28 protein-coding genes and 12 tRNA genes are annotated in these 25,514 nt (G+C 43.0%); 5 read left to right on the forward strand and 35 right to left on the reverse strand.

The annotated features are described in order from the left end of the window. Positions 1-49: 49 nt before the first annotated feature. The 13 genes from BMZ58_RS17095 to BMZ58_RS17155 form a co-directional block, all read right to left on the reverse strand. Positions 50-126, reverse strand: a tRNA-Ile gene (locus BMZ58_RS17095). Positions 127-142: 16 nt separating this feature from the next. Further along, a tRNA-Gly gene (locus BMZ58_RS17100) sits at positions 143-216 on the reverse strand. A gap of 30 nt (positions 217-246) precedes the next feature. After that, positions 247-323: transfer RNA gene (locus tag BMZ58_RS17105), tRNA-Pro, on the reverse strand. A gap of 9 nt (positions 324-332) precedes the next feature. Beyond that, positions 333-409: transfer RNA gene (locus BMZ58_RS17110), tRNA-Arg, on the reverse strand. A gap of 74 nt (positions 410-483) precedes the next feature. After that, positions 484-571 (reverse strand) — tRNA-Leu (locus BMZ58_RS17115). A gap of 46 nt (positions 572-617) precedes the next feature. Beyond that, positions 618-699: transfer RNA gene (locus BMZ58_RS17120), tRNA-Leu, on the reverse strand. Positions 700-706: 7 nt separating this feature from the next. Next, a tRNA-Lys gene (locus BMZ58_RS17125) sits at positions 707-782 on the reverse strand. 106 nt (positions 783-888) lie between these two features. Then, positions 889-963: transfer RNA gene (locus BMZ58_RS17130), tRNA-Gln, on the reverse strand. Between the two features lie 5 nt (positions 964-968). Further along, positions 969-1,045 (reverse strand) — tRNA-Asp (locus BMZ58_RS17135). 14 nt (positions 1,046-1,059) lie between these two features. After that, a tRNA-Glu gene (locus tag BMZ58_RS17140) sits at positions 1,060-1,131 on the reverse strand. An 11-nt stretch (positions 1,132-1,142) separates the two neighbouring features. Continuing rightward, a tRNA-Ser gene (locus BMZ58_RS17145) sits at positions 1,143-1,233 on the reverse strand. Positions 1,234-1,237: 4 nt separating this feature from the next. Further along, a tRNA-Asn gene (locus BMZ58_RS17150) sits at positions 1,238-1,312 on the reverse strand. A 175-nt stretch (positions 1,313-1,487) separates the two neighbouring features. Beyond that, positions 1,488-1,940, reverse strand: coding sequence for a SprT family protein (locus BMZ58_RS17155; protein WP_075037777.1), 453 nt, complete (start codon positions 1,938-1,940; stop codon positions 1,488-1,490). 85 nt (positions 1,941-2,025) lie between these two features. Here BMZ58_RS17155 and cmpA point away from each other — a divergent pair, with 85 nt between their 5' ends. After that, a complete protein-coding gene (cmpA, locus tag BMZ58_RS20870) occupies positions 2,026-2,136 on the forward strand; it encodes a cortex morphogenetic protein CmpA (RefSeq protein ID WP_139207373.1) in 111 nt (36 codons plus the stop codon). Positions 2,137-2,176: 40 nt separating this feature from the next. Here the strand turns inward: cmpA and BMZ58_RS17160 are convergent, their stop codons facing one another. From BMZ58_RS17160 to acpS, 16 genes are all read right to left on the reverse strand, one after another. Beyond that, positions 2,177-4,345 (reverse strand): Tex family protein, encoded by a 2,169-nt coding sequence (locus BMZ58_RS17160; RefSeq protein WP_075037778.1) that lies wholly within the window; start codon positions 4,343-4,345, stop codon positions 2,177-2,179. A gap of 271 nt (positions 4,346-4,616) precedes the next feature. Further along, complete coding sequence (locus tag BMZ58_RS17170; RefSeq protein WP_075037780.1) at positions 4,617-5,213, reverse strand: SpoIIE family protein phosphatase; 597 nt, start codon at positions 5,211-5,213, stop codon at positions 4,617-4,619. Next, positions 5,214-5,993 carry an RNA polymerase sigma factor SigB gene (sigB, locus tag BMZ58_RS17175; RefSeq protein WP_075037781.1) on the reverse strand — a complete coding sequence of 260 codons (780 nt, stop codon included), beginning with the start codon at positions 5,991-5,993 and terminating at the stop codon, positions 5,214-5,216. Continuing rightward, positions 5,965-6,441: an anti-sigma B factor RsbW gene (gene rsbW, locus BMZ58_RS17180; RefSeq protein ID WP_075037880.1), complete on the reverse strand. Its 477-nt coding sequence runs from the start codon at positions 6,439-6,441 to the stop codon at positions 5,965-5,967. The genes sigB and rsbW overlap by 29 nt, the downstream gene beginning before the upstream one ends. Positions 6,442-6,443: 2 nt before the next feature. Further along, positions 6,444-6,773: an STAS domain-containing protein gene (locus BMZ58_RS17185; RefSeq protein WP_075037782.1), complete on the reverse strand. Its 330-nt coding sequence runs from the start codon at positions 6,771-6,773 to the stop codon at positions 6,444-6,446. A gap of 74 nt (positions 6,774-6,847) precedes the next feature. Continuing rightward, on the reverse strand, positions 6,848-7,858 hold the full coding sequence (locus BMZ58_RS17190) for a PP2C family protein-serine/threonine phosphatase (protein WP_075037783.1): 1,011 nt from the start codon (positions 7,856-7,858) through the stop codon (positions 6,848-6,850). A gap of 14 nt (positions 7,859-7,872) precedes the next feature. Then, positions 7,873-8,274, reverse strand: a complete 402-nt coding sequence (locus BMZ58_RS17195; protein ID WP_075037784.1) for an anti-sigma regulatory factor — start codon at positions 8,272-8,274, stop codon at positions 7,873-7,875. 2 nt (positions 8,275-8,276) lie between these two features. Then, a complete protein-coding gene (locus BMZ58_RS17200) occupies positions 8,277-8,633 on the reverse strand; it encodes an STAS domain-containing protein (protein WP_008632953.1) in 357 nt (118 codons plus the stop codon). Positions 8,634-8,638: 5 nt separating this feature from the next. Then, positions 8,639-9,508, reverse strand: a complete 870-nt coding sequence (locus BMZ58_RS17205; protein WP_075037785.1) for an RsbT co-antagonist protein RsbRA — start codon at positions 9,506-9,508, stop codon at positions 8,639-8,641. A 358-nt stretch (positions 9,509-9,866) separates the two neighbouring features. Further along, entirely contained in the window at positions 9,867-10,217 is a 351-nt protein-coding gene (locus BMZ58_RS17210; RefSeq protein ID WP_035511328.1) for a type II toxin-antitoxin system PemK/MazF family toxin, read from the reverse strand. A 5-nt stretch (positions 10,218-10,222) separates the two neighbouring features. Further along, the gene (locus BMZ58_RS17215) at positions 10,223-10,504 is read right to left on the reverse strand and encodes a CopG family ribbon-helix-helix protein (protein ID WP_027956786.1); all 282 of its coding nucleotides are present in this window, start codon (positions 10,502-10,504) and stop codon (positions 10,223-10,225) included. Positions 10,505-10,664: 160 nt separating this feature from the next. Continuing rightward, the gene (gene alr / locus BMZ58_RS17220) at positions 10,665-11,822 is read right to left on the reverse strand and encodes an alanine racemase (protein ID WP_075037786.1); all 1,158 of its coding nucleotides are present in this window, start codon (positions 11,820-11,822) and stop codon (positions 10,665-10,667) included. A 126-nt stretch (positions 11,823-11,948) separates the two neighbouring features. Further along, entirely contained in the window at positions 11,949-12,971 is a 1,023-nt protein-coding gene (locus BMZ58_RS17225) for a LolA family protein (RefSeq protein ID WP_075037787.1), read from the reverse strand. Between the two features lie 54 nt (positions 12,972-13,025). Beyond that, a complete protein-coding gene (locus tag BMZ58_RS21490; RefSeq protein WP_244151636.1) occupies positions 13,026-13,529 on the reverse strand; it encodes an ADP-dependent NAD(P)H-hydrate dehydratase in 504 nt (167 codons plus the stop codon). Then, entirely contained in the window at positions 13,519-14,526 is a 1,008-nt protein-coding gene (locus BMZ58_RS17230) for an NAD(P)H-hydrate epimerase (RefSeq protein ID WP_244151638.1), read from the reverse strand. Before BMZ58_RS17230 ends, BMZ58_RS21490 begins: the two co-directional genes overlap by 11 nt. Positions 14,527-14,598: 72 nt before the next feature. Further along, complete coding sequence (acpS, locus tag BMZ58_RS17235) at positions 14,599-14,958, reverse strand: holo-ACP synthase (RefSeq protein WP_075037788.1); 360 nt, start codon at positions 14,956-14,958, stop codon at positions 14,599-14,601. A gap of 176 nt (positions 14,959-15,134) precedes the next feature. On the opposite strand from acpS, the gene BMZ58_RS17240 reads away from it, so the two are divergent. Next, complete coding sequence (locus BMZ58_RS17240; protein ID WP_075037789.1) at positions 15,135-15,902, forward strand: rhomboid family intramembrane serine protease; 768 nt, start codon at positions 15,135-15,137, stop codon at positions 15,900-15,902. A 681-nt stretch (positions 15,903-16,583) separates the two neighbouring features. On the opposite strand, the gene cshA is transcribed toward BMZ58_RS17240, so the two are convergent. Continuing rightward, entirely contained in the window at positions 16,584-18,059 is a 1,476-nt protein-coding gene (gene cshA, locus BMZ58_RS17245) for a degradosome RNA helicase CshA (protein ID WP_075037790.1), read from the reverse strand. Positions 18,060-18,277: 218 nt separating this feature from the next. Here cshA and BMZ58_RS17250 point away from each other — a divergent pair, with 218 nt between their 5' ends. Both BMZ58_RS17250 and BMZ58_RS17255 read left to right on the forward strand, forming a co-directional pair. Beyond that, on the forward strand, positions 18,278-19,192 hold the full coding sequence (locus BMZ58_RS17250; RefSeq protein WP_075037791.1) for a DMT family transporter: 915 nt from the start codon (positions 18,278-18,280) through the stop codon (positions 19,190-19,192). A gap of 64 nt (positions 19,193-19,256) precedes the next feature. Beyond that, positions 19,257-20,111, forward strand: a complete 855-nt coding sequence (locus tag BMZ58_RS17255) for a DegV family protein (RefSeq protein WP_075037792.1) — start codon at positions 19,257-19,259, stop codon at positions 20,109-20,111. A gap of 200 nt (positions 20,112-20,311) precedes the next feature. Here BMZ58_RS17255 and BMZ58_RS17260 read toward each other — a convergent pair whose 3' ends face one another. The 5 genes from BMZ58_RS17260 to BMZ58_RS17280 form a co-directional block, all read right to left on the reverse strand. Further along, positions 20,312-21,586 carry an MFS transporter gene (locus BMZ58_RS17260; protein ID WP_075037793.1) on the reverse strand — a complete coding sequence of 425 codons (1,275 nt, stop codon included), beginning with the start codon at positions 21,584-21,586 and terminating at the stop codon, positions 20,312-20,314. 13 nt (positions 21,587-21,599) lie between these two features. After that, a complete protein-coding gene (locus BMZ58_RS17265; protein ID WP_075037794.1) occupies positions 21,600-22,289 on the reverse strand; it encodes an alpha/beta hydrolase in 690 nt (229 codons plus the stop codon). Positions 22,290-22,415: 126 nt separating this feature from the next. Beyond that, on the reverse strand, positions 22,416-22,811 hold the full coding sequence (locus BMZ58_RS17270) for a YppG family protein (protein ID WP_075037795.1): 396 nt from the start codon (positions 22,809-22,811) through the stop codon (positions 22,416-22,418). Between the two features lie 224 nt (positions 22,812-23,035). Next, the gene (locus BMZ58_RS17275) at positions 23,036-23,317 is read right to left on the reverse strand and encodes a glutaredoxin family protein (protein WP_075037796.1); all 282 of its coding nucleotides are present in this window, start codon (positions 23,315-23,317) and stop codon (positions 23,036-23,038) included. 284 nt (positions 23,318-23,601) lie between these two features. Beyond that, positions 23,602-24,222: an SDR family oxidoreductase gene (locus BMZ58_RS17280; protein ID WP_075037797.1), complete on the reverse strand. Its 621-nt coding sequence runs from the start codon at positions 24,220-24,222 to the stop codon at positions 23,602-23,604. A 137-nt stretch (positions 24,223-24,359) separates the two neighbouring features. Between BMZ58_RS17280 and BMZ58_RS17285 the strand changes: the two genes are divergently transcribed. Continuing rightward, entirely contained in the window at positions 24,360-25,457 is a 1,098-nt protein-coding gene (locus BMZ58_RS17285; RefSeq protein WP_075037798.1) for an SDR family oxidoreductase, read from the forward strand. The last annotated feature ends 57 nt before the right edge of the window (positions 25,458-25,514 follow it).

A 25,514-nucleotide genomic window follows, 5' to 3' on the forward strand; every position in this document is an offset into this window, starting at 1 on the left:
TCTTGACGTACTGGTTGGTTCGTTCAGTTTTCAAAGATCAATTCAATCATGGTGGGCCTGAGTGGACTTGAACCACCGACCTCACGCTTATCAGGCGTGCGCTCTGACCAACTGAGCTACAGGCCCCGATGAAATTCAATAATGGAGCGGGTGAAGGGAATCGAACCCTCATCATCAGCTTGGAAGGCTGAGGTTTTACCACTAAACTACACCCGCAAGTATTTCTTGTTGTTAGTTGTATCTCGATGGTCGGGAAGACAGGATTCGAACCTGCGACCCCTTGGTCCCAAACCAAGTGCTCTACCAAGCTGAGCTACTTCCCGTAATAATAATGGCGCGCCCGAGAGGAGTCGAACCCCTAACCTTCTGATCCGTAGTCAGACGCTCTATCCAATTGAGCTACGGGCGCATTATTTTATTTAAAGCGACATTTACCATTGTAACACATTCGACATTTTAACGCAAGAACTTTTTTGTAAAAGTTGGTGCGGCCGAGAGGACTTGAACCTCCACGGGATTACCTCCCACTAGGCCCTCAACCTAGCGCGTCTGCCGATTCCGCCACGACCGCAAAATTCATTTTAAAACAAATGGATGCTGTCATGATAATTGGAAAGTGCGGGTGGAGGGACTTGAACCCCCACGCCGTGAAGCACTAGATCCTAAATCTAGCGTGTCTGCCAATTCCACCACACCCGCATAATAATGGTGAGCCATGAAGGATTCGAACCTTCGACCCTCTGATTAAAAGTCAGATGCTCTACCAGCTGAGCTAATGGCTCAAATGAAAGGAATCTCTAACACTTGAAAAGCTTGTTATCTTTTATAAGCACAAGAAACATCATATAACTTATTGCGCTTTTTGTCAACTCTTTTTTCAAAGAAAAATGGCTGGGCCAGCTGGATTCGAACCAGCGCATGACGGTACCAAAAACCGTTGCCTTACCGCTTGGCTATGGCCCAAAAAATGGCGGTCCGGACGGGACTCGAACCCGCGACCTCCTGCGTGACAGGCAGGCATTCTAACCAACTGAACTACCGGACCTTTATAAATTCAAGTGACCCGTACGGGATTCGAACCCGTGTTACCGCCGTGAAAGGGCGGTGTCTTAACCACTTGACCAACGGGCCAAAATAAAAAATGGCGGAGAAGGAGGGATTTGAACCCTCGCGCCGCTTGCGCGACCTACACCCTTAGCAGGGGCGCCTCTTCAGCCACTTGAGTACTTCTCCATAATGGCTCCAACGGTAGGATTCGAACCTACGACCGATCGGTTAACAGCCGATTGCTCTACCACTGAGCTACGTTGGAATAATGTTGAATGTTGCTGACTCGTTTATCAGCGACGTTATATATCTTATAACATCCTGCCGATAATGTCAAACCCTTTTTTTCGAAAAAAGATTTCGTTTTTTTTCGAGTATTGGGTTGTTTTGTTAAGGCTTAATTAATTTAACATGTGTTGTCTTGTTCGTCAATGGATTATTTACTTCTTTTTTAAAATCCCTTTACATTTACCGCAACGATACCGCTTTGTGTCTACTCTTCTTTTGCGCTGGTATGCTTGTCCGCATTCTGTGCAAATATAATGATGAGACCTAGCTTGTTTTTGTGACGGTAATGGAGAACAATATCTCGGTGATCCTGTTTTCTTCAATAATTCTTTGAATTCAGGATCACGATGTCCGAAGCCTTTCCCTTCAATATGAAGGTGATAATGACATAGTTCATGTTTAATGATGCCCTCTAATTCAGCACCATCCAATTCTACTACATACTTCGGATTGATTTCAATGGTTTTTTTCGAAGGAATATAACGCCCTCCTGTCGTCCTAAGACGAGAATTGAATTTTACAATATCAATAAATGGTTTGTCAAAGTGTTTTTCAGATAAATCGTTTGTCCACTTCTGTAATTCCTGTAGTGTTAGTGACTTCACAGGAACACCTCCTCTATTCTTTGCATACTGTATCATAAGAATGAAAAAAGTTGAATAAAGGTTGAATAAAAGGAGTTGGAGTCCTATGCCCTCATGGCTTAAGAATCAAATGGCGAAAGCTTTTTTCAATAAAGATAAGTATCAGATTAAAATGTTAAACCAGTGCTGGTATTACTATCAACAGCTTTATAAATAAAACTACCCGGAAGGCAATCTCCCAGGCAGCTTCAGTTCAATTATTGATTAACCATGGTCAAAGCGATTCGTTGTTTTGTTATATCGACTTGATCTACCCAAACAGTGACTACATCACCAACTGACACCACGTCCATCGGATGTTTAACATATCTATTGGCTAGCTTAGAAATATGGACAAGCCCGTCCTGCTTTACACCAATGTCTACAAATGCCCCGAAGTCGACGACATTTCTTACTGTCCCTTCTAGTTCCATACCTTGCTGCAAATCTTCCATGGAGAGAACGTTTGTTTTCAACAGAGGTTTAGGGAGATCATCACGTGGATCCCTTCCCGGTTGGACAAGCGATTTCAATATATCCTCAAGAGTCAGCTTACCGATGCCTAGTTGTTCAGCAGTAGAAGCTGTTTCTAATTGCTTCAATTCTTCTGCTAGTTTCTCACTTCCTAAATCTTCACTGTTGAGGCCTAACATCTTCAACAGTTCCCGTGTAGCCTTATAACTTTCCGGGTGAATGGAGGTACGATCAAGGGGTTCCTTGCCGTCCATTATTCTTAAGAACCCGATACTCTGTTCAAAAGTTTTAGCTCCTAAACGAGGAATATCCTTCAGTTCTGAACGCTTCATAAACTTTCCTAACTCTTCCCGCTTTCTCACCACGTTGTTTGCAACCGTCTTGCTAAGTCCAGATACATGTTGCAGCAAGGAAGCTGACGCCGTGTTCACATTGACTCCTACTTGGTTAACAGCTGTTTCGACTACGAATGTCAACGATTCGCTCAATTTCTTTTGTGTGACATCATGCTGATATTGCCCTACACCAATTGATTTTGGATCTATTTTTACTAGTTCAGCTAGAGGGTCCTGAATACGTCTGGCAATGGAAACGGCACTTCTTTCTTCCACTTGCATGTCCGGGAATTCTTCACGAGCAAGCTTAGAAGCTGAATAAACACTGGCTCCTGCTTCGTTAACAATCATATAAGATACATCAAGTTGATGATTTTGAATCATATCGGCAATAAATTGTTCTGTTTCTCTTGATGCCGTCCCGTTTCCAATCGCCATTAGCTCAATGTCATACTTTTTCATGAATTGGAGGATTTTCTTTTCAGCTCCAGCTGTATCATTCTTAGGTGCAGTAGGATAAATCACTCCGATATCCAACACTTTCCCAATTTCATCTACAACAGCCAGTTTACATCCTGTGCGATAGGCAGGGTCCACACCAAGGACTACTTTCCCTTTTAACGGAGGTTGTAACAATAAGCTGCGCAAGTTGCTTGAAAAGACTTCAATCGCCTGTTCTTCCGCCTGTTCGGAGAGAGAGTTTCGAATATCTCTTTCTACGGACGGCTGTATCAAACGCTTATAACTATCTTGAATTGCCTCTTTTAGAAGAGATTGTAGTTGCCCCACTGTGCCAGGTTTAATTACTCTTCTATCCAAGTATTGAAGGATAGCCTCCTCTGGAGGTTGAACGGAAACCTTTATAACATCCTCTTTTTCTCCACGATTTAGCGCTAGGACACGGTGAGATACAATGGATCGAATAGGTTCCTGGTAATCATAATACATCTCAAAGATCCCTTTCTCATCCTTATCCGCATTCTTTCCTGAAGAAGAAATTGTCCCTTTATCAAATGTTTGCTTCCTAATTTTTTCACGGTATGTAGGATCATCAGAAACCCACTCGGCGATGATATCATTGACTCCTGAGCGAACGTCTTCCACTGATGCTATTTCATGTTCCTCAGAGAAGTAGTTCTTTGCTTCTGTATCGAAATCAATTTTCTGTTGCTCCCACACTTGAAGTGCAAGTGGCTCCAATCCTTTTCCTTTGGCAATAGTAGCCCTCGTCCGACGCTTTTGTTTATAAGGACGATAAAGGTCTTCTACCTTTTGCAACTTTTCAGCTGTTTCGATTTGATGACGGAGCTCTTCTGTAAGCTTCCCTTGGTCATCGATCAGACGGATGACTTCTTCTTTGCGTTGGACAAGATTCTTAACATAATTCCAGTGATCTTCAATATCCTTGATTTTCACTTCATCCAAGCCGCCTGTCAGTTCTTTTCTATAACGGGCAATGAATGGTACGGTGTTGCCTTCGTCCAGCAACCCGATCACTTGTTTAATTGTGTCGGCATTCAATTTTAGTTGTTTGGCTACCAGATTCAATAATTCTGGATTATTGTTTATATCACTCAAAAAATGACCTCCTTTAATGACGTCTTTTTTATTGTACCAAATTCCGTTTGGGTTTACCTGAGAGGCAAGTCCCCAGGCCAATATGTACTTTCACATCCAAGGTCCTTCTTCTATCTGGGACCAAGGGAAGATGTTAACTAGTATAGCAATTTCGCTACCCTCTACTGTTTCACCACAATAGTCAAACGAATGAATACAGGTATCTATTGTAACTATCGAAAAAATTAATAAATCCTTATTCTCTGCTGCTATAGCGAAGAATAAGGATTTATCAATCATACTCCATGGCGATCAAAGTCGTGTCATCATCTCGCGACTGTCCATAAAGTTCTTTATATTGTTGTGTAATGTGTTCGACATTCTTTATTCGGGTTAACTTAGAAGACAGACGACGGTCATTGACTCCGTCTGAAAACATAAGAAAGACCATCCCTTTCTGAGCTTTTCCTCGAGTGACTCTCAGCGTACGCGGGTATCCCGATAAATATCCAGCTAACGGAATATTACGATTTCGTTTTCCATCCGATTCTACGGTAATGACACCGATATTCCCGATGGAGGAATAGGAGTAAGTATCAGTCTTAAAGTCTATCCTCAGAATACCAAGAACGACTCCTCGCTTCCCTACTAATACTTCATTACACTTTTTCACAAGTGCTTCTACGGTCAAAATCGGATTCTCTTCTATTACGTCCATTACAGCCTTGGATGATTCCCTTGCCATTTCTCCACTGCCCAGACCATCGGCCAGTGCACAAAGGAACGCATCGTCCGTTTCTCTGTAAAAATAGCTATCCCCACAATAATAATTTCCTTTTTTGGCTTTTTGGAAGACAGATAGGTTCACCCGTTTATTTTCCCTCTCCACTTAGAATACCTCGACAGACTCAGCTTGCAGGGCTTCTCTTAATTTCCTCAATGCGCGTCTTTGCAAACGAGATACGTGCATCTGGGATATACCTAACCGTTCGCCTGTATCCTTTTGACTCATATTCTCAAAATAGGTGCATTGTAGAATCTCTTGCTCTCGTTCACTTAAAATAGGCAACACTTTTTCAAGCAGCATCTTCTGATCGATGTTGGAATAGCCATCCTCATGGTTCCCGATCAAATCAAGAATCGTAACCGTACTTCCGTCCGAGTCTGCTTCAATTTTACGGTCGACAGAAAGGGCTTTATAACTTTTGCCCATTTCCATTGTTTCCAACACATCTTCTTCAGATACTTCCAGATATTCGGCGATCTCCAATACAGATGGGGAGCGTTGGAGAGTATTTGTAAGTTCTTCCGCTGCTTTTTTTATTTTTGGTCCAAGCTCTTTAATTCTGCGGGGCACATGGACGCTCCATGTTTTATCACGTATGAAACGCTTGATTTCCCCAATGATTGTCGGTATCGCAAACGATTCGAAAGATTTCCCGAAATCAGGATCATACCTTCTAATCGCAGCTAACAGCCCCAACATACCCACTTGGACCAAGTCTTCATGAATGGTACTGTTTTTAGAGTATTTACGCGCAATGGATTCAACAAGGTCTTTGTATACAAGTACGATTTTCTCTTGTACAGCTTCATCACGGGGATGCTCTTGTAAGTAGGCGATCCATTCGTAAACTTCCTCATTGTGGTGTTGTGATTTGGTCGCCATTTTGACCCACCCCAGTTTCATGGAGATATTTTGTCATGAGGACAATGACTCCATATTTACTATTTATCTCGACTTTATCCATAAGAGCATCAATCAGAAATAGGCCAAACCCACCTTCGCGAAGTTCTTCAATATCATCATCCTGTTTGTAAGGACCGATATCTTCCTTGATTTCACCAAGATTGAAACTTCCGCCATGATCAGCAACCATAACTTCCAGACGGTCCTGATAGACACCGAAACCGATGGTGATTTCCCCTTCACCTGTTTCTTTGTAAGCATGCTTGACTGCATTCGTAATCGCTTCAGATATCGCTACTTTGAGATCTTCAATATCCTCATATGTGAAACCCATGCGGTTCGCAATTCCGGATATACTCAAACGAACGACCCCTATATATTCAGCTTTGGCAGGCACTTTCACTTCCACAAAATCAAATGGTTCCATCATTACATTCCACCTTGCACTGTAGACTCGATGTTTATGATTTCAGTCAGACCAGTAATCTTGAATAAACGATATACACGATCCTGCATGTGCACAAGTCTCATTGTTGACGCATGCTCCTTCGTTGATTTCAGGGCACTAATAAATACCCCAAGCCCTGTAGAATCCATATAATTAACATCTTGAAAATCCACTTCCACCACTTGTCCTTTTTCCTTCGTCAGCGGAAGTAATGTATCTTTCAACTTAGGAGCCGTAAACGCATCGACCTCACCCGTAAGAACGACGTTAGAGACCCCTTCATTATTCGTAACATCTATAGATAAGTTCATTCAAATCCCCTCCTAATTGCTTTTAATTAAATTAAAATAAAAGCTAAATAGTAAATACCCTATACCTCAAAACCTTAAACATTTCTTCTTAAAATAATTAAAGTGAAATCATCTCTCAATTGGAAATCCTGCAAGCGTTCAAAATGTTTATACACTTGTTCAACAATCCCCTGAGCTGGCAGGTGTGAATATTGCTTGATCACATGTAATATCTCTTCTTGTTCGATAAAACGGTCACCTTGTCTACATTCTGTGACTCCGTCTGTCAGAAGAATGATCATATCTCCTTTTTCAACTTTCTTTTCGTACTGTTTATAAGTTACTTCTGGAGAAACCCCGAGTACTAGTCCTGGTACATCGATTTCTTCAAACTCATCCCGGTCCTTATGATAATAGAACCCAGGTTCGTGACCTGCAGACGAATAGGTAAACGTATGTTTATTGGAATTGTATACACCATAGAACATTGTGATGAACATGCTGGCATCCACGTTTCTTTCGACAACACGGTTTAGACTGCCAAGAATGACATTCGGGTCTGTACCCATGCCCGAAAAGCTATCCATGGAATACTTGATCATCGACATACATAAGGCAGCAGGAACCCCTTTACCAATCACATCTGCTACAGCAATCCCGAGAGTTCCTTGACGATCATCTACAAAGTGATGGTAATCCCCGTTCATTTGTTTCGCCGGGACACTCAGAGCACCGACCTCCACATCTTCAAGGTCTGGTTTCACTGTAGACAACAAGGTCTTCTGCATATTCGCAGCAACAGAAATTTCAGACTTGAGCTCCAGCTGCTTCTCCCTTAGTGTTTGATACTCTTGATAAGCTAATCCGTAAGAAATCATCGTTTCGAGAAGAAAGTTCATGGATGATTGAATATACTCCGGCATATCCGGGTATATTTCCTGTAACGCTTGGATGTGTATATTGATAATCTCCTCTGGAGAGATATTTTGTTGCATGGAATGCTTACTGAACTGCTCCGCTTGATAGAGTGCTTGCTCATCTTTCGTCTTAATATACTCTTTTAAAAGATCTTTATAATTCTCTAGGTCGAGTTTCAATAAACTCATCGTTTCTACCTCCTTTAACGGAGCCATTTGACAACAATGATTTCCGTTCCCTCTCCTTCTTGGGAGACGATATCAAATTCATCCATCAACCGTTTCACGCCGGGCAGTCCCGCTCCGAGTCCTCCTGAAGTCGTAAACCCATCTTCCATGACCTGGCTGATATCTTTGATTCCAGGCCCTTTATCGATCGCTACGATCCTGATTCCTTTTTTATTCATATCCTCCAAGGCTTCAAAACAGACTTCCCCTGTCTCTGCATATAAATAAATGTTCCTTGCTAATTCGGATATGCCCGTGGCGATTCTCGCTTGGTCGACGGTCCCGAAGCCTATCTTCCTGGAAATGTCCCGGCCAAGTTGACGCGCCCCGACAATGTCCCACTCCTTTTTTATATTGACACAGGATTGGAAATCCATATTCACTCCTCCAATTCCTGGCGAAGTTTAATCAACCCTTGTTCTAAATCTAACGCTGTTGGGACATCTTGCAGGTGTATGCCTAAGTCAATCAGCGTCATCGCCACAGCTGGTTGGATTCCTGTCAGTACGACCTTTGCCCCCATCAAATCAGACATTGTCACTACGTCACCGAGGACTTTCGCAATGAAAGAATCGATTATATCAACGGAAGTCAGGTCGATGACCACGCCTGTCGCCCCGCTTTCATGAATCTTGCTCAACAGATCTTCCTGGAACTGAATTGCTGTTTGGTCATCCAGGTCGATTTGGATGGAAATCAATAAATAATTATGAAGCTTTAAAATAGGTATCCTCATCGTTATCACTCCCTATCTAGCGAATCAATTAATTCTTCGATGTCTTCATCATTGTTTTGTGTTTCTTCAATACGTCGATTAGTCAGTTCTAATGCGGTCTGGAACCCTTTCCTCAAAGAGCTCTTTGTAGGGAACTTACCTAAATCGATACCCAGATTCACGATGGTCTGTGCAATTTCAGGACGGATACCAACTAAAATACATCTCGATCCGACCAATCTAACGGCCTCAGCAGCCTGGATGATGTGGTGGGCAACCATCGTATCGACGACAGGCACTCCTGTGATATCAATCAAAACGACTTCCGCGTTATGTTTAATGACTCCATCCAACAAGTTTTCCATAATCAACTTTGCCCGCTCTGTATCGATGGTGCCGATCAATGGCATGATCGTGATATTTTCCATCACCGGTATTAAAGGAGCTGAGAGTTCTTGCAATGCCACGCGTTGCAATGAAACGATATGTTCCCAACTTCCTGAATACTCGTTGACGAGTCGATTGATGATCGGATCCACCCAACCATCCACCTTTCTCAACACTTCAGAGAAATAGTCCGAGTCTATCTTATCGGATTGCTTCAAGATAAAGTCTGTTACAACACGACGGAACACTTGCATCCCATCGGTCAAATAGCTCAACGGCCATCCTAAATTGATTAAACGCTCCGAAAAGTCGTCCAAGTCAGAGGATAACCCCTGTTTCTCGATACTGGAAAAGATGACATTCACAAACTCCCTGTTGGTGCTTTCGAACATCTCATCTGAGATTGTTGAGGTGTAATCATTTTTCTTGTGGGCATTGATTTCCTCTAACCACATGGTCACGATATCATCGCTATGTTCTAGTACTACATTTTTCAATCGTTCATCCATTATCTAAACCTCCGCCTCATTACCCTTCTATTAATGTTACGCTCTAATTCTATTTGGATATAATGTTATCAGAAACTGACCCACTTTCACACCATTAGCTACTTACGAAAAAAACTGCATCTTTTCAATTTTGACATCTTATTAGAAGAAAAAGGAATCCCCACCCTTGAAAAGCTTGTGTCACTGGGATTTTTCCAAAGGATTCCCATTACAAGATAAGCATCTATGTTAAAAAAACTTAATAATAAAAAACACGCCATATACCGTACCCTTCTTACATTTATAATAAACCAGAAAAGCAAAAAAAATAAAGTTACCTTAATTTGGTAACTTTATCATAATAAATAAAAATTTTTGATCAGAAGTCGATTAAACCGAGGCTGATCTGCAAAGCTTTATTCACTTGCTGCATCATCGGTTCATCGAGTTGAGTGATCTTGTCGGTCAAACGCTGCTTGTCAATCGTTCTGATTTGTTCTAGTAGGATCACAGAATTTCGCTCGAACCCGTATTTTTCTGCATTGATTTCTACATGTGTTGGAAGTTTGGCTTTTTGTATTTGCGCTGTAATCGCCGCGACGATCACGGTAGGGCTAAAACGATTACCAATATCATTTTGAAGGACGAGTACAGGGCGGACCCCGCCTTGTTCGGATCCCACAACCGGGGACAAATCAGCGAAATAAACGTCACCTCGTTTGACTATCACTGGCTTCACACCCCGCTCACTAGTTGCTCCAGGGTGTGTTCGGCCTCCTCTTCAGCTTGAAACGCTTCTGAAGCGATATTTAGATTGATTTTCGCCATTTCCATGTAGCCTCTACGCATGGATTCTCTGATATGACGTTGTTTTTTCTCACGCAAATACATTTTCGTTGCTTGACACATGAAATCGCTCCGATCACTGTTATCGAGTTGAATGAAGCCATCCACTTCATTGAGTAGGTTATCCGGAATCCGGATGACAATCTCCTGCATGCTATCGGACAAAACCATACACCTCCACCATCTTCTCTCAAAAGAAACCAGTCAATTAGTCCACTCTAATCTTATCAAACGGGAGTGTCCATTGCAAAGGAGTGTTGGATTTTTTTCGTGAATCATGAAAGCTTTTATCCTTACATAGGGAGAATTGTCCTAAATGAGAGAAATAGCATCATAATGAATTTCTGACGGCTATCGTTCTCCCATCCTGTCGGAAAACTCTCGGCACCCTCTGACTGATCATACAGGGAATCTCATAATTGATGGTATCGAGATGGTCCGCCACTTCATCAGCAGAAATTTCTTCTTCCCCCTGTTTACCAATTAAGGTAACCTTTGTCCCTATAGGATATTCCTGATCAAGGCAAATCATGAATTGATCCATGCAAATTCTTCCGACAATCGGATGGCGTTTCCCGTCGACAAGAACGTCCATCCCTTGCAGTTTGCGGATCCAACCGTCCGCATAGCCAAGAGGAATAGTCCCGATCCACTCGTCTTTTTCTGTCGTGTAGGTTGCCCCATAACTGATTGATTCCCCTGCCTCCAACTTCTTCACATGGACAAGACGGCTCTTCAACTGGAAAGCGGGATTCAAATCAATCGGTTTCTCCTTTTTGACAACAGGAGAAGGGTAAAGACCATACATACTAATGCCGAAACGGACAAAGTGATCCATCCGCTCGGGGAATCTCATACTCGTTGCACTGTTACTAGTATGAATTTCGACATTTTCTGGCCAATTCCTTTTAAAATGGGAAAACAATTCTTCAAAACGCTTTTGCTGGGTTTCAAAATATTCAGTATTCGCTTCATCTGCAGTAGCAAAATGCGTGAATACTGCTTCCAATTTAAAAGCAGATTGCCTTCCCATGATTTTGAGAATTCGTTCCATTTCCTCCGGCGTTCGAATTCCAACTCTCCCCATGCCCGTATCGATTTTCAAGTGAAGTCTTAAAGGCGGAGAAAATGATAATCCCTCTACTTGTTCCAGCCATTCCTCCTGGAAAACAGTGAGCGAAATCGCATGTTCGGCGGCAACAACTGCATCTTTCGGACGGGTCCATCCCATAACGAGGATAGGTGATTCAATCCCAGCCTGTCTCAGTTTTACTGCTTCGTCCAGAAGAGCGACAGCTAACCCTTTGGCCCCGGCATCAAGCGCCGCACGGGCTACTTGAATATCCCCGTGTCCATAAGCGTCAGCTTTGACGACTGCATAAATCCCTGTCCCACCCTTTAAACGTTTTTTTAATTGCTCTATATTATATTTAATCGCTGACAAGTCAATCTCAGCGATGGAATCTCTGTAATAATTGGTGAATGACAATGTGCCCGCTCCTCTCTCTAACTATTCTTACTATTATTGAATGAGAAGAAGACGGTGTCAAATGCTAAATAAAGAAAGGGCACAAAAAGAAAATAAAGCAGACCGTTAAGCCTGCTCCTTCCATGATTATTTGACCATAGTACCATTGTTGATCGAACTTGCTACGGCAACCATTTCATCCTGGGTCAATTCATTGCTCGCCAATTGATAGGTTGTTCCATTATGGTTCCATTCCAGACGGTTATGCTCGAAAGCGGCGAATACCCCATCCGAAAGTTGGACAGGTTCACCATTCACCTGAACAGAATATTGGGCGCTCGCTGCTTGCACTTCCGCTTTCTCTTGGACCAATGTAAAATCTTTATCTCCCGCATAAGTCATAATGACACGCTTTCCGTCCTCTGAAGTCACTTCTCGTTCATCTGCCAATTCAGCTCCGAATGTTTCCTGAGGATAAAGAACTTCTTCCAGTTCTTCCCCTTCCATATTCGCTACAGGAGCTTCCGTCGGTGCCATAGCCATGTTCTTATCCACATCAAAGTCTTCCTTCTTCATGGAATCATCTTTGGAGAAATTAGCAAATTGCACTTCCACTAATGCGTTCATGTCTTGATCGAATACCTTGACCATGACCGGGTGGTACGTCTTTTTATCAAAATAGATTTCCTGGAATGGCAATGTCTTGTTATTTTGATAATTCGTCTTTGTTTTGAACACATAATAGTTTTCCGATGCATTGAACTCAGCTTCTGAATCAGCTTTAATATCATTCAAGAGGGAAGCAAACAAGTAAGGTTGACTCGTATTTTGCGGCCATTCGCTTTGGAACTTGAAGCTCTTGTTCAAAGCTGGAGTCAATACATAAACACCACTATCGTTTTTCAGAATGATCTGGCTTCCTTTTTCATCCTGATCGTTCTGTAACTTCACACGATAATAGTCGTCCTTCTTATGCCACACCTGAATGTTGTACTTCTGTTCCTCTTTCCCTGTACGCATCTTCATATTCGCTTCCGTCTTATAACCAGCCATCTCTTCCGACTGTTTCTCCAACTTCTTGACGACATCTTCTTTCGACTGTGAGCCACAAGCAGTCAAAGCACCCAAGACGAAGAGGCTGAACAATAGGATCAGAAAACGTCTTTGCATAAGACTCAACTCCTTTGTCTCTACTTAAGGACAAAGGGAACGTAGTGATATGGATCAAGAAGAAACTGTACGGAACGTCCGGGATAAACCTTCGATGACGTCAGTGGCGAGTAGGTCAACCTTCGAATGTCCATCCTGTACTAACAAATCAGCCGTATATCCATGGAGGACACATCCGTTACTCAGCGCATCCATCAGGTTCTCTGTCTGCATCATCATACTCAACAGAATACCTGATAAAACATCCCCGCTACCACCTTTGGCCAGTCCATCATTCCCTGTATGATCGACTCGTTGTTCCCCATCAGGGGCTGTGATCACTGTGGAAGGACCTTTTAAGATAAGATGGACACCGTAATGTTCAGCAAATTCCCGCGAGTAAGAAAAAGGAGAAAGTAAGATTTCCTTGATCGATCGTCCAGTCAAATGGGCGAATTCTCCAGGGTGAGGCGTCAATACCGTCGGGGCAGTCCTTTTCTTCAATTCCTCTAAAGAGTCTTTCAAAAGGTACAACCCATCTGCATCAATAAGAAGCGGGGTTTCCTTTTCACGAACCAATTGTCCGATCAGATCCCCCCTGTGCTGCCTCCCGACCGATACCCATCCCGACTGCGACCCCATCATAACTGGATAGATCCGGAGCTCGTCCTCCTTCTTCATACTCCACAAAGGTCGCTTCCTGGATAAAAGAAGCAATCGACGGTATTGCCTGACGATCTGTCGCAATAGCGATCAAACCTGATCCACTACGCAAAGCGGCCCTTGCTGTCATGGAGACGGACCCTGGCATGTAGCGAGAACCCCCTAGGATCAGTCCTTTTCCATGAGACCCTTTATGAGAATGTGCGTCCCTTTCCGGCATCGTCCTTTTCAAATCAGAAACTTCCCACAATCGCCGCTGGTGATTAGCAAAACATTTTACAGGGAGTCCGATTTCAACAACTGACCACTTCCCATAAAAAGGTTCGGTTTGCTGAAGGAAAACACTTTGCTTCGGAGCTTCGATGATGGATGTATAATGGGCCTTGAAAGCATCAAAATCATCCACGCCCTCATCTGCTGGCACGCCTGTCGGAATATCAACGGCCAACCTTAGAACTGATTGTTCATTACAAAGATGGACGATAGTAGCGAAAGGCTCTCTCAGCCGCCCTTTTGCGCCGATTCCAAGCATCGCATCAATGCATACATCTGCCTGTCTTAGAGAAGTATTCAAGTCTTCCGAACGATTCATTCGTCTATACGGGTGACCAGAAGCTTGGAATATCCTCTTATGGGCTTCTGCATCGCCAGAAATCTTCGTATCGGGAACAACTTGCCAAGCTTCCACGTCATATCCAAGGTTCAGCAATGTCCTGGCAATGACGAAGCCATCGCCACCGTTATTGCCAGCACCAATCAAGACGACAATCTTGTGTTCAGGAAGAATGTGACGCAGCAAATCATAAGTGACAGCGCGTCCAGCATTCTCCATGAGCAATTCCCCTTCTAATCCAGCAGCTTCCATCGCCACTCGATCCCGTTCGTACATTTCCTGTGCGGTAACAATATCCAATTCGTTCCCTCCTACCCGCATTACAATGTTATGAGACAACCTATGTAATTATGTCTGTCCTCCTATTCCTCTCTAGTACTCTTCTAAAACTACTTGGGCAATGGCATGGTCAGTACTGTGACTGATGGATACCCAAATGCGGTAATTTTCGTAACCTTTCCCTTTCATCGTGGGTGCGCCTGACTTTTCATCTGAAAGAACTTCCACGTTCCGGAATCCTAATTTTCCGATCCCCGTTCCTGTTGCTTTCGCAAAAGCTTCTTTCGCCGCAAAGCGTCCAGCTAAGTATTCCGCTTGCCTTTTTTCATTTAACATTAGATAACGCTCTTGTTCACGTTCCGTTAATATCCGTTGAACAAAACGCTCCTTTCGCTTTATACTTTGTTTAATACGATCCAATTCAATGATGTCCACACCGATTCCTCTGATCACGATTCATCTTCCTTTTCTATAACAATCTATGAACAGTATACCCGAATCTTTTCATGATAAAAGAAGAATACAAGGAAACAAGGAAGACTACATTGAATTAAACACTATTTTCACTAAGCAAAATCACTCACACACCAAGAATAAATTTAGAGGTACCTATAAAAGGAGACAGCGTTATGTTTGTACGCACAGAAAACTTCAAAGAGTTCCTGAGATTTTATCCTATAGTCTCATTCCTTGTCGGCTTGCATTTCTTTTTGTGGCTTTTCATGGATTTCCTTCAGTTTGGATTTGCTGTCGAACTGAAACAGTGGGGAACAGGAATGAACGTATTGATTTTGAACGGGGAATATTGGCGCCTTATAACGCCGATCTTTTTACATGGAAATTTCACCCACGCCTTATTCAACTCCTTTTCTCTCGTCCTGTTCGGCCCTGCTCTTGAACAGATGCTAGGAAAAGGCAAGTTTATCTTAATGTATCTCTTTGCAGGAATTGCAGGTAATATCGGCACATTTGTCGTCGACCCAGATGCCTACTACTGGCACCTCGGCGCTTCGGGCGCGATTTTCGGAATTTTCGGCGTGTACTTATTTATGGTCATGAACCGGAAGCACTTGATTGATACAGCGAATTCGCAAATCATCCTCGCTATTTTTGCGATTGGCTTTTTCATGACATTTGCTAGGTCAAACATCAATGTTCTCGCTCACTTGTTCGGCTTGATTGGCGGTTTTGCAATCGCTCCAATTATTTTGAAAAATGCTCAAGCCTTCTCCCTTTGGCAAGTGCGTGCTCGGCATTCAAAAGCAGACAGTGACGAAATTTCCTTTGATCCGAACCGTTGGAAAAAGCGCAAACTCCCCCGCGGTAATATTGGAAAATATATCGTTTGGGGCATCATCATCTTCCTCGCCTTGTTCGCGCTTATAAATCGTATGTAATAAAACAAAGCCGCTATCTGATAAAGTTAGCGGCTTCATTTTTCTCCAATTATTGAACTTAATAGCAGTATTTGAACACTCGATTCCGAGATAATCGGGGTACTCTAGGGGCTCCAGGAAACGGATCGCTTTCCGTGGGGTGGGAACTGAGCCTCCTCGAGCTAAAGCTCTACAGGGTCTCACCTGTCCCGCTAATCCAACAGGAGTCACACCGTTTCCTTCCGCCCCTTTGCCGTATTAGTTCGGAATCAGTCTCCATTCTGCCTTATAATGAATGGAGAGAGGTGAGAACAGCAGTTGTAGAACCTTTTCATGATATCTCCCTGTTTTGTTTGTCCAGGTGTTCCGAGATATTCAGTAAGGTAATGGGGACGGGAAGCTGCGAACTCCTAATTGGAAAGCGCAGTACCTGGAGCATCAGCGTATGGACTGGGCAGTGTTTTGATCAGTCTCGACAAGCTTAAGAACAATCATTTCAGGGAGTGTTCTACTCCCTGAAATGATTAGACTACAAGCGTAGAGCTGTAGGAGATAAAGGAAACACGAAGAACAGAGTGATTCGATATTGACTTGTCTCGAAACTGCGTCTTCAAGAATAGGTAGCTTTTATGGGCAGTGTAGATAATATAAAAAAAGATCAGATCCTCTTTTGGAGGTCTGATCTCTTTTTTTATGGCCTGATTAGCTACGGCCTTTATTTTGGTAACTACCGCGGTTTCCGCCTTTTCCACTGAAATTACGGTTGCGGGATTTGTTTTTATTGTTGAAATTGCGCTTACCGCCTCCACCTTTGCGGTAACCACCTTTTTTCTTATTCTTGTCACGCTGGGCGTTTTTCACACTGATCGGTTGAACAGAAGACAAACGAACAGGTACTTCACTGCGTTCTTTTGTCATCATTTTCAATGCTGCTGCGACAAGGTCTGTAGAATCATACTGTTCAAGCAGTTCATTGGCTGCTTGCTGGTAGTTCTTCAAATCGTTGTTTGAAATCGTTTCTGCCAATTTATCAACAGCCACTTTTTGCTGTCCGCGAGCTGCTTCTTCGGAAGAAGGTACTTTCAAACGTTCCACTTTCTTCTTCGTGATTTTCTCAATCAGGTGAAGCTGATCTTTTTCACGTGGTGTAACGAAGGAAATGGATTTCCCTTTACGACCCGCACGTCCGGTACGCCCAATACGGTGGACATAGCTTTCTGGATCTTGTGGAATGTCAAAGTTGTATACGTGGGAAACATCGGAAATGTCCAGACCACGTGCTGCAACGTCTGTTGCGACAAGGATCTCGATGCGTCCGCGTTTGAACTTGTTCAATGTGGACATACGCTTCCCTTGAGTCAAGTCACCGTGAATGCCTTCAGCACTGAATCCACGAGCTTGAAGACCGTCAGCTACTTCATCGACACGACGTTTAGTACGACCGAAGATAATGGCCAATGCAGGGTCATGGATATCCAGCAAACGTGTCAGTGTATCGAATTTGTGTTTTTCCGGAATCTCTACGAAGAACTGCTCGATGTTTTCCACCGTCATTTCTTTCGCTTTAACTTTTACTTCTTCCGGATTATTCATCAATGTTGTTGCAATATCACGGATTTCTTTCGGCATTGTCGCTGAGAAAAGCAATGTTTGTCGCTCTTCTGGCAGTGCCTTCAGAATATCGCGGATATCCTCGATAAAGCCCATGTTGAGCATTTCATCCGCTTCGTCAAGTACTGCTGTGTGGACATCTTGTAACTTGATCGTTTTACGACGGATGTGGTCCAGCAAACGTCCTGGTGTTGCTACGACGATGTGGTTATTTTTCAAGGCACGGATTTGGCGCTCCATGTTCGATCCACCATAAATAGGCAGGACACGAATGCCTTTTCCTTTCCCTAGACGGTTAAGCTCCTCTGCTACTTGAATAGCCAATTCCCTTGTCGGGGCGATGACAAGTCCTTGAACGGCCTTCACTTGCTTGTTGATTTTTTCCAGCATCGGAATACCAAATGCAGCCGTTTTTCCCGTACCTGTCTGAGCTTGACCAATGACATCTTTTCCTTCTAGTCCTAGAGGGATCGTTTGTTCTTGTATTGGTGTTGTTTCTTCAAAACCCATAACATCTAATGATTTCAGGATAGGCTTTGATAATCCTAGTGATTGAAATGTTGTCACAGTAATTTCATACTCCTTTATTGTTAAATCTATACCTATTCACATGTAAAAAAAGCCTTCTGCCACAGGAAACGGGAGAGGCTTCTCTGGTATCTGCCTTATAGATTCATTCATCATAACACATATTACATAGTTAATTCTACACATTTTTTCTATGCTTTTCAAACGCAATAATGATAAAATGATTAAAAACTCACGCATACCAGAGGAGGGCTCACTTGGAAAAACCTCCAATACAACCATATTTAATTTTGTTGATCGGGGTCCTGTCCATTTCCACATCCGCAATTTTCGTCAAACTTGCTGGTGAAGCTCCCGCTTCCATGATTGCTTTTTATCGTTTGGCGATTGCGGTTGCAATAATGGCTCCTTATGTATTATGGAAACATTTTGACGAAATAAAACAAACTCGTAAGAAAGATTGGCTCCTGGCTATATTCTCAGGGATTTTCCTCGCCTTCCATTTCATTTTGTGGTTTCAATCTCTAAATTATACCACGGTGGCAAGCTCTGTCGTACTCGTTTCCCTACAGCCAATATTCGCCTTCATTGGCACATATATCTTCTTTAAAGAACGGTTCACAGTCGGAGCTATTCTTAGCTTGGTCATTACGATTACAGGAAGCGCCATCATCGGCTGGGGAGACTTTCAAATCAGCGGTCTTGCCTTATTCGGGGATATTCTCGCTCTTCTTGGCGCTTTGACAGTCACCGGTTATTTCTTATTGGGACAAAATTTACGAAAACACCAATCATTGATGACCTACACATTTATTGTTTATGGGATGGCAGCTATTACGCTTCTTCTTTACAATGTGCTCCTTGGATACTCTTTCACAGGTTATTCCGGTAATCAGTGGCTGATGTTCTTAGGACTAGCCATCATCCCGACATTTTTCGGTCATACACTGTTCAACTGGACGTTAAAATGGTTGAGCACATCGACGATTTCTATGGCGGTGCTTGTCGAGCCGGTCGGAGCCTCCCTATTAGCATACTGGATTCTTCAGGAGTCCATCAGTTGGGCACAATGGCTCGGGGGATCGATCGTCATCTTCGGTCTAATGATGTTCATATTGAGCACCACAAAAAAAGTGAAACCTAAATTCACCCACAAAACGGGCAATAGATGACTATGGAGTCTGTTATAATGATGGCAGACTAAATGCAGGAGAAACTAAGAGAGCAGGTGAACATATGGCAATACAATTGATCATCGATGGCGGTGGAGATCTGCCTCAAGGAATGATGGAACAATACAACATTCAGTCCGTTCCACTCAACCTCCATTTCGGAGACGAGCAATACAAGACAGGAGAAACAATTGACTTAGCTACTTTTTATAAAAAACTGAAACAAGCAGAGGAACTTCCTCGTTCTTCTTCCCCAAGTCCGAACGACTTTTATGAAAAGTTTAAGGTCATCGATGAAAATGACGAAATTCTTGTTTTATCCCTAACCCAGGGGTTGAGCAGTACTTATGAGAGCGCTGTAATGGGGAGAAACATGTTACTTGAAGAGGAATCCGACAGAAAGATTGCTGTCTTGAACACAAAGACGGCTTCTTGCGGAATAGCACTTCTCGTTGATGAAGCTCTGAAGAAAATAGCGGAAGGGTTGAAGTTCGAAGAGATTGTCGCCCATATAGAAGAGCGAATTGAGAAAACATCCACCCTTTTCATTTTAAAGACACTAGAAAATGTAATTAAAGGGGGACGCTTGGACAAAGTAAAGGGTACCCTCGCCAAGACTTTGAATATCAAGCTTCTTATGAGAGCTAGTGAGGTTGGGGATATAGAAGTCACAGAAAAAGTTCGAGGAGACAAAAAATCTCTTCGCCGCTTTATCGACCAAATCGGTGAATATACGAACCAATTTGAAGATCGCGCCATAGCTCTCTCTCACTGTAATGATGAAGAACGTGGTCATTCTGTATTGAATAAAATTAAAGAGCGCTACCATTTCAACCATAGTCTTTTCATGGAAATGGGACCTTTGATCTCAACCTATGCTGGGGAAGGCGGCCTCGTCATCGCCTTCTTCAAAGACTAAACGATTCCCTTATTGGGAGTATTCATGAAGACTCGGCTTCGAAACTTTTGTTTAAGTGGATGGGCAGCGGGGAAGACGGCAAGTCTCCTCATCCCCGCCGCACCTACCCACTCCCAAAGTGTCTCGAAATTGAGCCTTGCATTAAAGGGAACCATAGCGATATAAAAAAGGTCAGAGGATGGAGTTCCTCTGACCTTTTTTCATGCATGATAATCTTCATATTTCGGCTGTGGAGATAATAGTGCGAGAATCCCTGCGGTAACTGGGAATAAAATCGTCAGCAATATAATCTCCTGGTAGCCTCCAAACCAGTCAAAAAACAAACCGAATGGCAGCGGGCCGAGGGCTGAACCAACGACCATCACCGTTTGAGCAAGACCTTTAATGCTACCCAAGTGTTCACGCCCAAAATAATTCGGCCAAACAATGTTCAAAACGATTCGCTCAAATCCGTTGACAAATCCCCAGAACACTCCGAACACCACAGCCATCCACCAGGTATCTGTAAATAATAGAATGACTAAAGTGAAAATGTGACCAAAGAAAGTGATTGCAAGCACATAGTGAACTTGGAAGCGATCAACGAGATATCCACTGACAAAAGTGACAGGAAAACCGATAAGCGCCATCAAGGTCAACACCATTGCCGCCACTCCTGTATCCAGTCCTTGTAAATCCATGATGGAAACAATATGGAACGTCACCGCTGTATTAACGAGAGCTGGAACGATGACACAAAAAAGAATAAACCAAAATGCTCGAGTTGCCATCGCTTCTTTCAATGACCAGCTTTTTTCATTCACTTCGACATTCGGATTTTTCATATCTTCTTTCACAGGCTTGGGTGTTCCATCAGGGACTTCTCCAATATGTTCCGGTTTATTACGAACAAAAATATAAGCAAGCGGGACGAATACCACCAGTAAGGCGAAGCCCCACATCCCCCAGGTCATCCTCCACCCGAAAGAATCAATCAACCAGGTGTTCAAAGGGGGAAGCAAGGCAGAACTCGCAAATCCTCCGACTGCCATGACACTGAGAGCCCTCCCCCTTTTTCGGATGAACCATTGAGGGACAAGCGTGTTTGGAATCAAAGTCATGGAACCTTGTCCAAATAAGCGGATCATAAAAAACCCAAGAAACATCATAATAGGACCAAGTAGAAAGGCATTCCAAAACAGAGCCAAAGCAAGGTTAATTCCAATAGTGACCATCATCGCTCTCTGGCCGAAGCGGTCAATTAGCCGACCCATCATAAACAGGGTAATACCTGCCAGTAAAGTTGCCGTCGAATAAATCCCGGAAACCAGTGATCTAGAGTAATCAAAATCTTCTATGTAATAATCAATAAAAATAGATATCGAATAAGTTTGGCCGGGGCCAGAGAAAAATACACTCAGCCCCGCAACCAAAACCACTATCCATCCATAATAAAATGGTGGTTGGATAGGTATTTTCCCCCTATGTTCCTCCACATTCCCCGCCCCCTTATTGGCTTACAAAATCAAGCACCTCATCAAAAAGTTCTTCCTGATCATCCCCATGACAAATTAAATGCTTGGATTTTTTCAAAAAAATCACTTCTTTTTCATCTGAAGGTATTTCTTCTTCTAAATAGGTTGCAGCCGCGCGTGGGACCATACCATCCAACTCCCCCTGAATTATTAAGACAGGGCATCGCACAAACTGTAAATACGGCCGTGTGAATTGGACGCATTTCATGAATTGGATAGTCGAAAACAAATACGTGTCCCGCATTTTTTTCTTGTATCTCCGAAAGAGTTCGTTGTCGGCAAGAACTCCTTTCCATGCATCAGCGCACATCTCCAGCACGTCTTTGCACATTTGGGGTAAGCTGACATACTTTCCAGCAGCAGAAAGCAGGACAAGACGATCCAGGTGGTACTTCGCAGTCAAATAAGCTGCTATCATGCCACCCATAGAGAATCCAATGATATAGATTTTGTCATGGCGCTTCTGCAAATCGAGCAACGCCAGCTCTGCGGTTGCAATCCACTCTTGATAATAATGCCCTTCAAGATCCAGGTCTTCGCCGTGACCAGGGAGGGTCGGATTAACAATTTCCCAATCTGTCCGGGCTTCCAAAAAGTCAACAAGAGGTTGTACCTCCTCCGGACTCCCTGTATATCCGTGAATACATAAACATCCAATACTCATGTCGCTTTGCCTCCGCCCATCATTATTTCGTTATGCGAAAAATTATAACATAGGAATCCCTCTGAAAAATCGGTATCTATGGTAAATCTTACCTTAAGAAAATGCGCACTAAAAAAATAGCGCGCATTACTTAATTCCTTTAACGAATGTACCGATCCCCTTGACGATAGGACTCACTTCTTTCACCGTTTTCATTACCTGCCCAGTCGTTGACATCATTTTATCGAAGTCGAGCTGACCTTCTTCATTTTGAAAATAGTTCATGACACCTTTTGACATCGCCCCAACATTGAATGAAGGCGGAGTACCATTCCCGGTCTCAGTATAACCTGTGTAATTGTAACTATTCATATACGGATTTTGGAAACCGTACATGGATTGGTTATAGTTTTCGAACCCCCAGACGTTACCTTGATTGTTGTACATCTGTTGATAGGTGTTCTGATCGTAAGGAGGGGTGGTGGGATAACGATACCAACCATTATAATTATAATAAGGGTAATGAGGGTAATAAGTGTACATAACTGTTCCACCTTTAACGTATGATACTTCAGCCTATGAGGAAGCAGTTTGAAAAGTGAAACAAAAGTTAATCACTATTGATGAAAGATTCTGCAAGGCAACTCACGTACAAGGGCTGGTCGGGCATTGAATCTGGGTTATAAATCAATAAAAAGATATTAGCAAAAAAATATTTCGCAAAACGATAAAAAAAACAAGTGATATCTAATCACTTGTCGAAACTATTAAGAAAAGTTCATCGTATTTGTATTCATATATGGTGTCTCTTCTTTAATCCCTAATCTATTTTTCATTTTGCGCTCTTGGAAACCAAGAATCTTCTCCCCATCTATAAATACAGCAGGCGTTCCATATACGTTTCGCCTTTGCAACTCCCTGAATTGCTCGCGATTTTCTGAAACGTTCCGCTCTTCATAATCAATCTCCCACTCTTCCAGCTTAGTGATCACCTTATCACAATAGTTGCAGTTCCGACTCGTGTATACGATGACGTTCGGGTTACTCAACGCTCCCCCTCCTTGTGTAGAATCTCTAACGAACTCTTCCCTGTCATCAAAAGATTTAAACATATTTCAACAAATTTTTTACTCGCTTTATGTAAAAAAGATTATTGTTTTTATCAACACCAATATTGGGGACCTTTGTTATCAGTCCCCATGGAAAAACTATGGGACCCTGCCCCCCTATCAGCTTAACACAAGCAACATAGCGACTTTTGGGCATACAAGGATTACTTGGGTCACCAAAAAGGGGAGGCTGAGCTCTGCAGTAATTAGTGAATTTGTGAGATTTATAATTGATCGATAGGCTGTTCACCACTGATCAAATCGTAGCTTTTATGAACAGAACCTTTGACAGAAAGTAATTGTACAAGGGTAGCGGCAACATCTTCCCTCGGGATTTCTCCCTGGTCTGTACGTTCACTCAAGTTCACCTTCCCTGTACCAGGATCATTCGTGAGCCCTCCTGGACGGACAATCGTATAATCAAGGTCCGTACTCCTCACGTATTCATCTGCTCGATGTTTTGCATAAAGATAGAACTTGAAATCATCCGGCGCTTCTTCCGCACGGTCCGCTCCCATGGAACTCAGCATCATATAACGCTTCACACCATTTGCTTCGGCATGTTCTGCAGCCTTGATCGCCCCTTCCTGGTCAACGACAATCGTCATATCTGCGCCAGTGTGGGGGCCGGATCCCGCAGCAAAGATAACAGCATCCATGCCATGAAAAGCATGCTCGAAGTCTCTCATCAAATCACCTAAAACGGTTTTTACACCTTTTTCTTCAAACTGCGGAATCTGATCTGTATCTCGAACCATCGCATATGGTGTATGTTCTGTTTCCATCAATTTTTCAACGATATGTTTCCCTACTTTTCCATTTGCCCCTATGACAAGAACCTTCATTCCTTTTACCTCCTTGAGTTGTTTCTAACTTCTGTTGTTCCCTGCCACCTGCCATTATAAACCGTTAATAGGTAAAAGCAGGAAGTTTACCTGGAAGGAGCGAATCGTTTACTTATCCTGCGAACGGAGGCGATTATATGCCCAACACTTATTTATTCACTGGTTTCCCTGGTTATTTGGCAACATCCCTGGTCGAAGACCTCTTCAAAATTGGTATCACTATGGAAAAAATCTATCTCCTTCACCTCCCCCAAACAGAAGGACAAGCGAAAAAACAGTTAGAAATATGGAACGATGGAGACATTGTCGATACCCGAAAAGTAGAACTCATCCATGGGGATATCACAAAATCCGATATTGGATTGCCCTCTTCCGTATCCCAAAAACTACAACAGGAAGTCACACATTTCTATCACCTGGCAGCTCTTTATGACCTGGCCGTTTCTTTGCTCCCGGCATGGGAGGTGAATGTCCAGGGGACGCGGCAAGTCAACCGCTGGGTAACCCATTGCCTGAACTTAGACAGATATATTTACTTCAGCACTGCTTATGTTTCTGGTAAGAGAACAGGTCGCATTTATGAAACAGATTTGGTTCACGGGGAGGGCTTCAAAAATCATTATGAATATACCAAGTATGAAGCAGAATTACTCGTTGATCGAATGCGACATAAAGTCCCTACAACGATCATCCGTCCAGGCATTGTGGTCGGCCATACTAAAACTGGAGTAACCGCCAAGTTTGACGGTCCCTACTTCCTATTAAACATGTTAGAAGTTATGAAGCATTCTCCGATCCTCCCATTTTTCGGAAAAGGTCAAGTGAAAGTAAACATCGTGCCTCAAGATTATGTTATAGCAGCCACCAATCACCTTGCACACCAACCTGGAAGTGCCGATCACACTTATCACCTTACCGATCCTGATCCATATGATGCCAGGAGTATTTACGAATATTTATGTCAGGTGTATGCTCATAAAATTCCACGCTTCACGGTCCCGATCCCTCTCGCCCGCCAACCGTTACGAATTCGTGCATTAAGAAAAAGTCTAGGTATCCAAAAACAAGCACTCGAGTATTTTTTAAGTGGCGCTGACTATATCTCCACCCAAACTCAAATGGACCTTAGGAAAACGAATATTTATTGTCCTGACCTTTTCACCTATATCGATAACCTTGTTGATTATTACAAAGTGAAAAAAGAGGATCCCAACAAACACATCTCCCTTTTTTGAACTTACTCTCTAGTAAAAGCTTAGCCATAAGTACGACCTTACCTGTCATCCATAGCT

It is taken from the genome of Halobacillus dabanensis, assembly GCF_900114165.1.
Classification (GTDB): Bacteria; Bacillota; Bacilli; order Bacillales; family Halobacillaceae; genus Halobacillus; species Halobacillus dabanensis.

What these genes read in the sequence shown, in the direction of transcription:
- cmpA (WP_139207373.1), top strand. Translation starts at nt 2,026, where the DNA reads ATGCCCTCATGGCTTAAGAATCAAATGGCGAAAGCTTTTTTCAATAAA.
- sigB (WP_075037781.1), bottom strand. Translation starts at nt 5,993, where the DNA reads ATGGCGACCAAATCACAACACCACAATGAGGAAGTTTACGAATGGATC.
- rsbW (WP_075037880.1), bottom strand. Translation starts at nt 6,441, where the DNA reads ATGGAACCATTTGATTTTGTGGAAGTGAAAGTGCCTGCCAAAGCTGAA.
- BMZ58_RS17185 (WP_075037782.1), bottom strand. Translation starts at nt 6,773, where the DNA reads ATGAACTTATCTATAGATGTTACGAATAATGAAGGGGTCTCTAACGTC.
- BMZ58_RS17190 (WP_075037783.1), bottom strand. Translation starts at nt 7,858, where the DNA reads ATGAGTTTATTGAAACTCGACCTAGAGAATTATAAAGATCTTTTAAAA.
- BMZ58_RS17195 (WP_075037784.1), bottom strand. Translation starts at nt 8,274, where the DNA reads ATGGATTTCCAATCCTGTGTCAATATAAAAAAGGAGTGGGACATTGTC.
- BMZ58_RS17200 (WP_008632953.1), bottom strand. Translation starts at nt 8,633, where the DNA reads ATGAGGATACCTATTTTAAAGCTTCATAATTATTTATTGATTTCCATC.
- BMZ58_RS17205 (WP_075037785.1), bottom strand. Translation starts at nt 9,508, where the DNA reads ATGGATGAACGATTGAAAAATGTAGTACTAGAACATAGCGATGATATC.
- BMZ58_RS17215 (WP_027956786.1), bottom strand. Translation starts at nt 10,504, where the DNA reads ATGGTTTTGTCCGATAGCATGCAGGAGATTGTCATCCGGATTCCGGAT.
- BMZ58_RS17225 (WP_075037787.1), bottom strand. Translation starts at nt 12,971, where the DNA reads ATGCAAAGACGTTTTCTGATCCTATTGTTCAGCCTCTTCGTCTTGGGT.
- BMZ58_RS17240 (WP_075037789.1), top strand. Translation starts at nt 15,135, where the DNA reads ATGTTTGTACGCACAGAAAACTTCAAAGAGTTCCTGAGATTTTATCCT.
- BMZ58_RS17255 (WP_075037792.1), top strand. Translation starts at nt 19,257, where the DNA reads ATGGCAATACAATTGATCATCGATGGCGGTGGAGATCTGCCTCAAGGA.
- BMZ58_RS17265 (WP_075037794.1), bottom strand. Translation starts at nt 22,289, where the DNA reads ATGAGTATTGGATGTTTATGTATTCACGGATATACAGGGAGTCCGGAG.
- BMZ58_RS17270 (WP_075037795.1), bottom strand. Translation starts at nt 22,811, where the DNA reads ATGTACACTTATTACCCTCATTACCCTTATTATAATTATAATGGTTGG.
- BMZ58_RS17280 (WP_075037797.1), bottom strand. Translation starts at nt 24,222, where the DNA reads ATGAAGGTTCTTGTCATAGGGGCAAATGGAAAAGTAGGGAAACATATC.
- BMZ58_RS17285 (WP_075037798.1), top strand. Translation starts at nt 24,360, where the DNA reads ATGCCCAACACTTATTTATTCACTGGTTTCCCTGGTTATTTGGCAACA.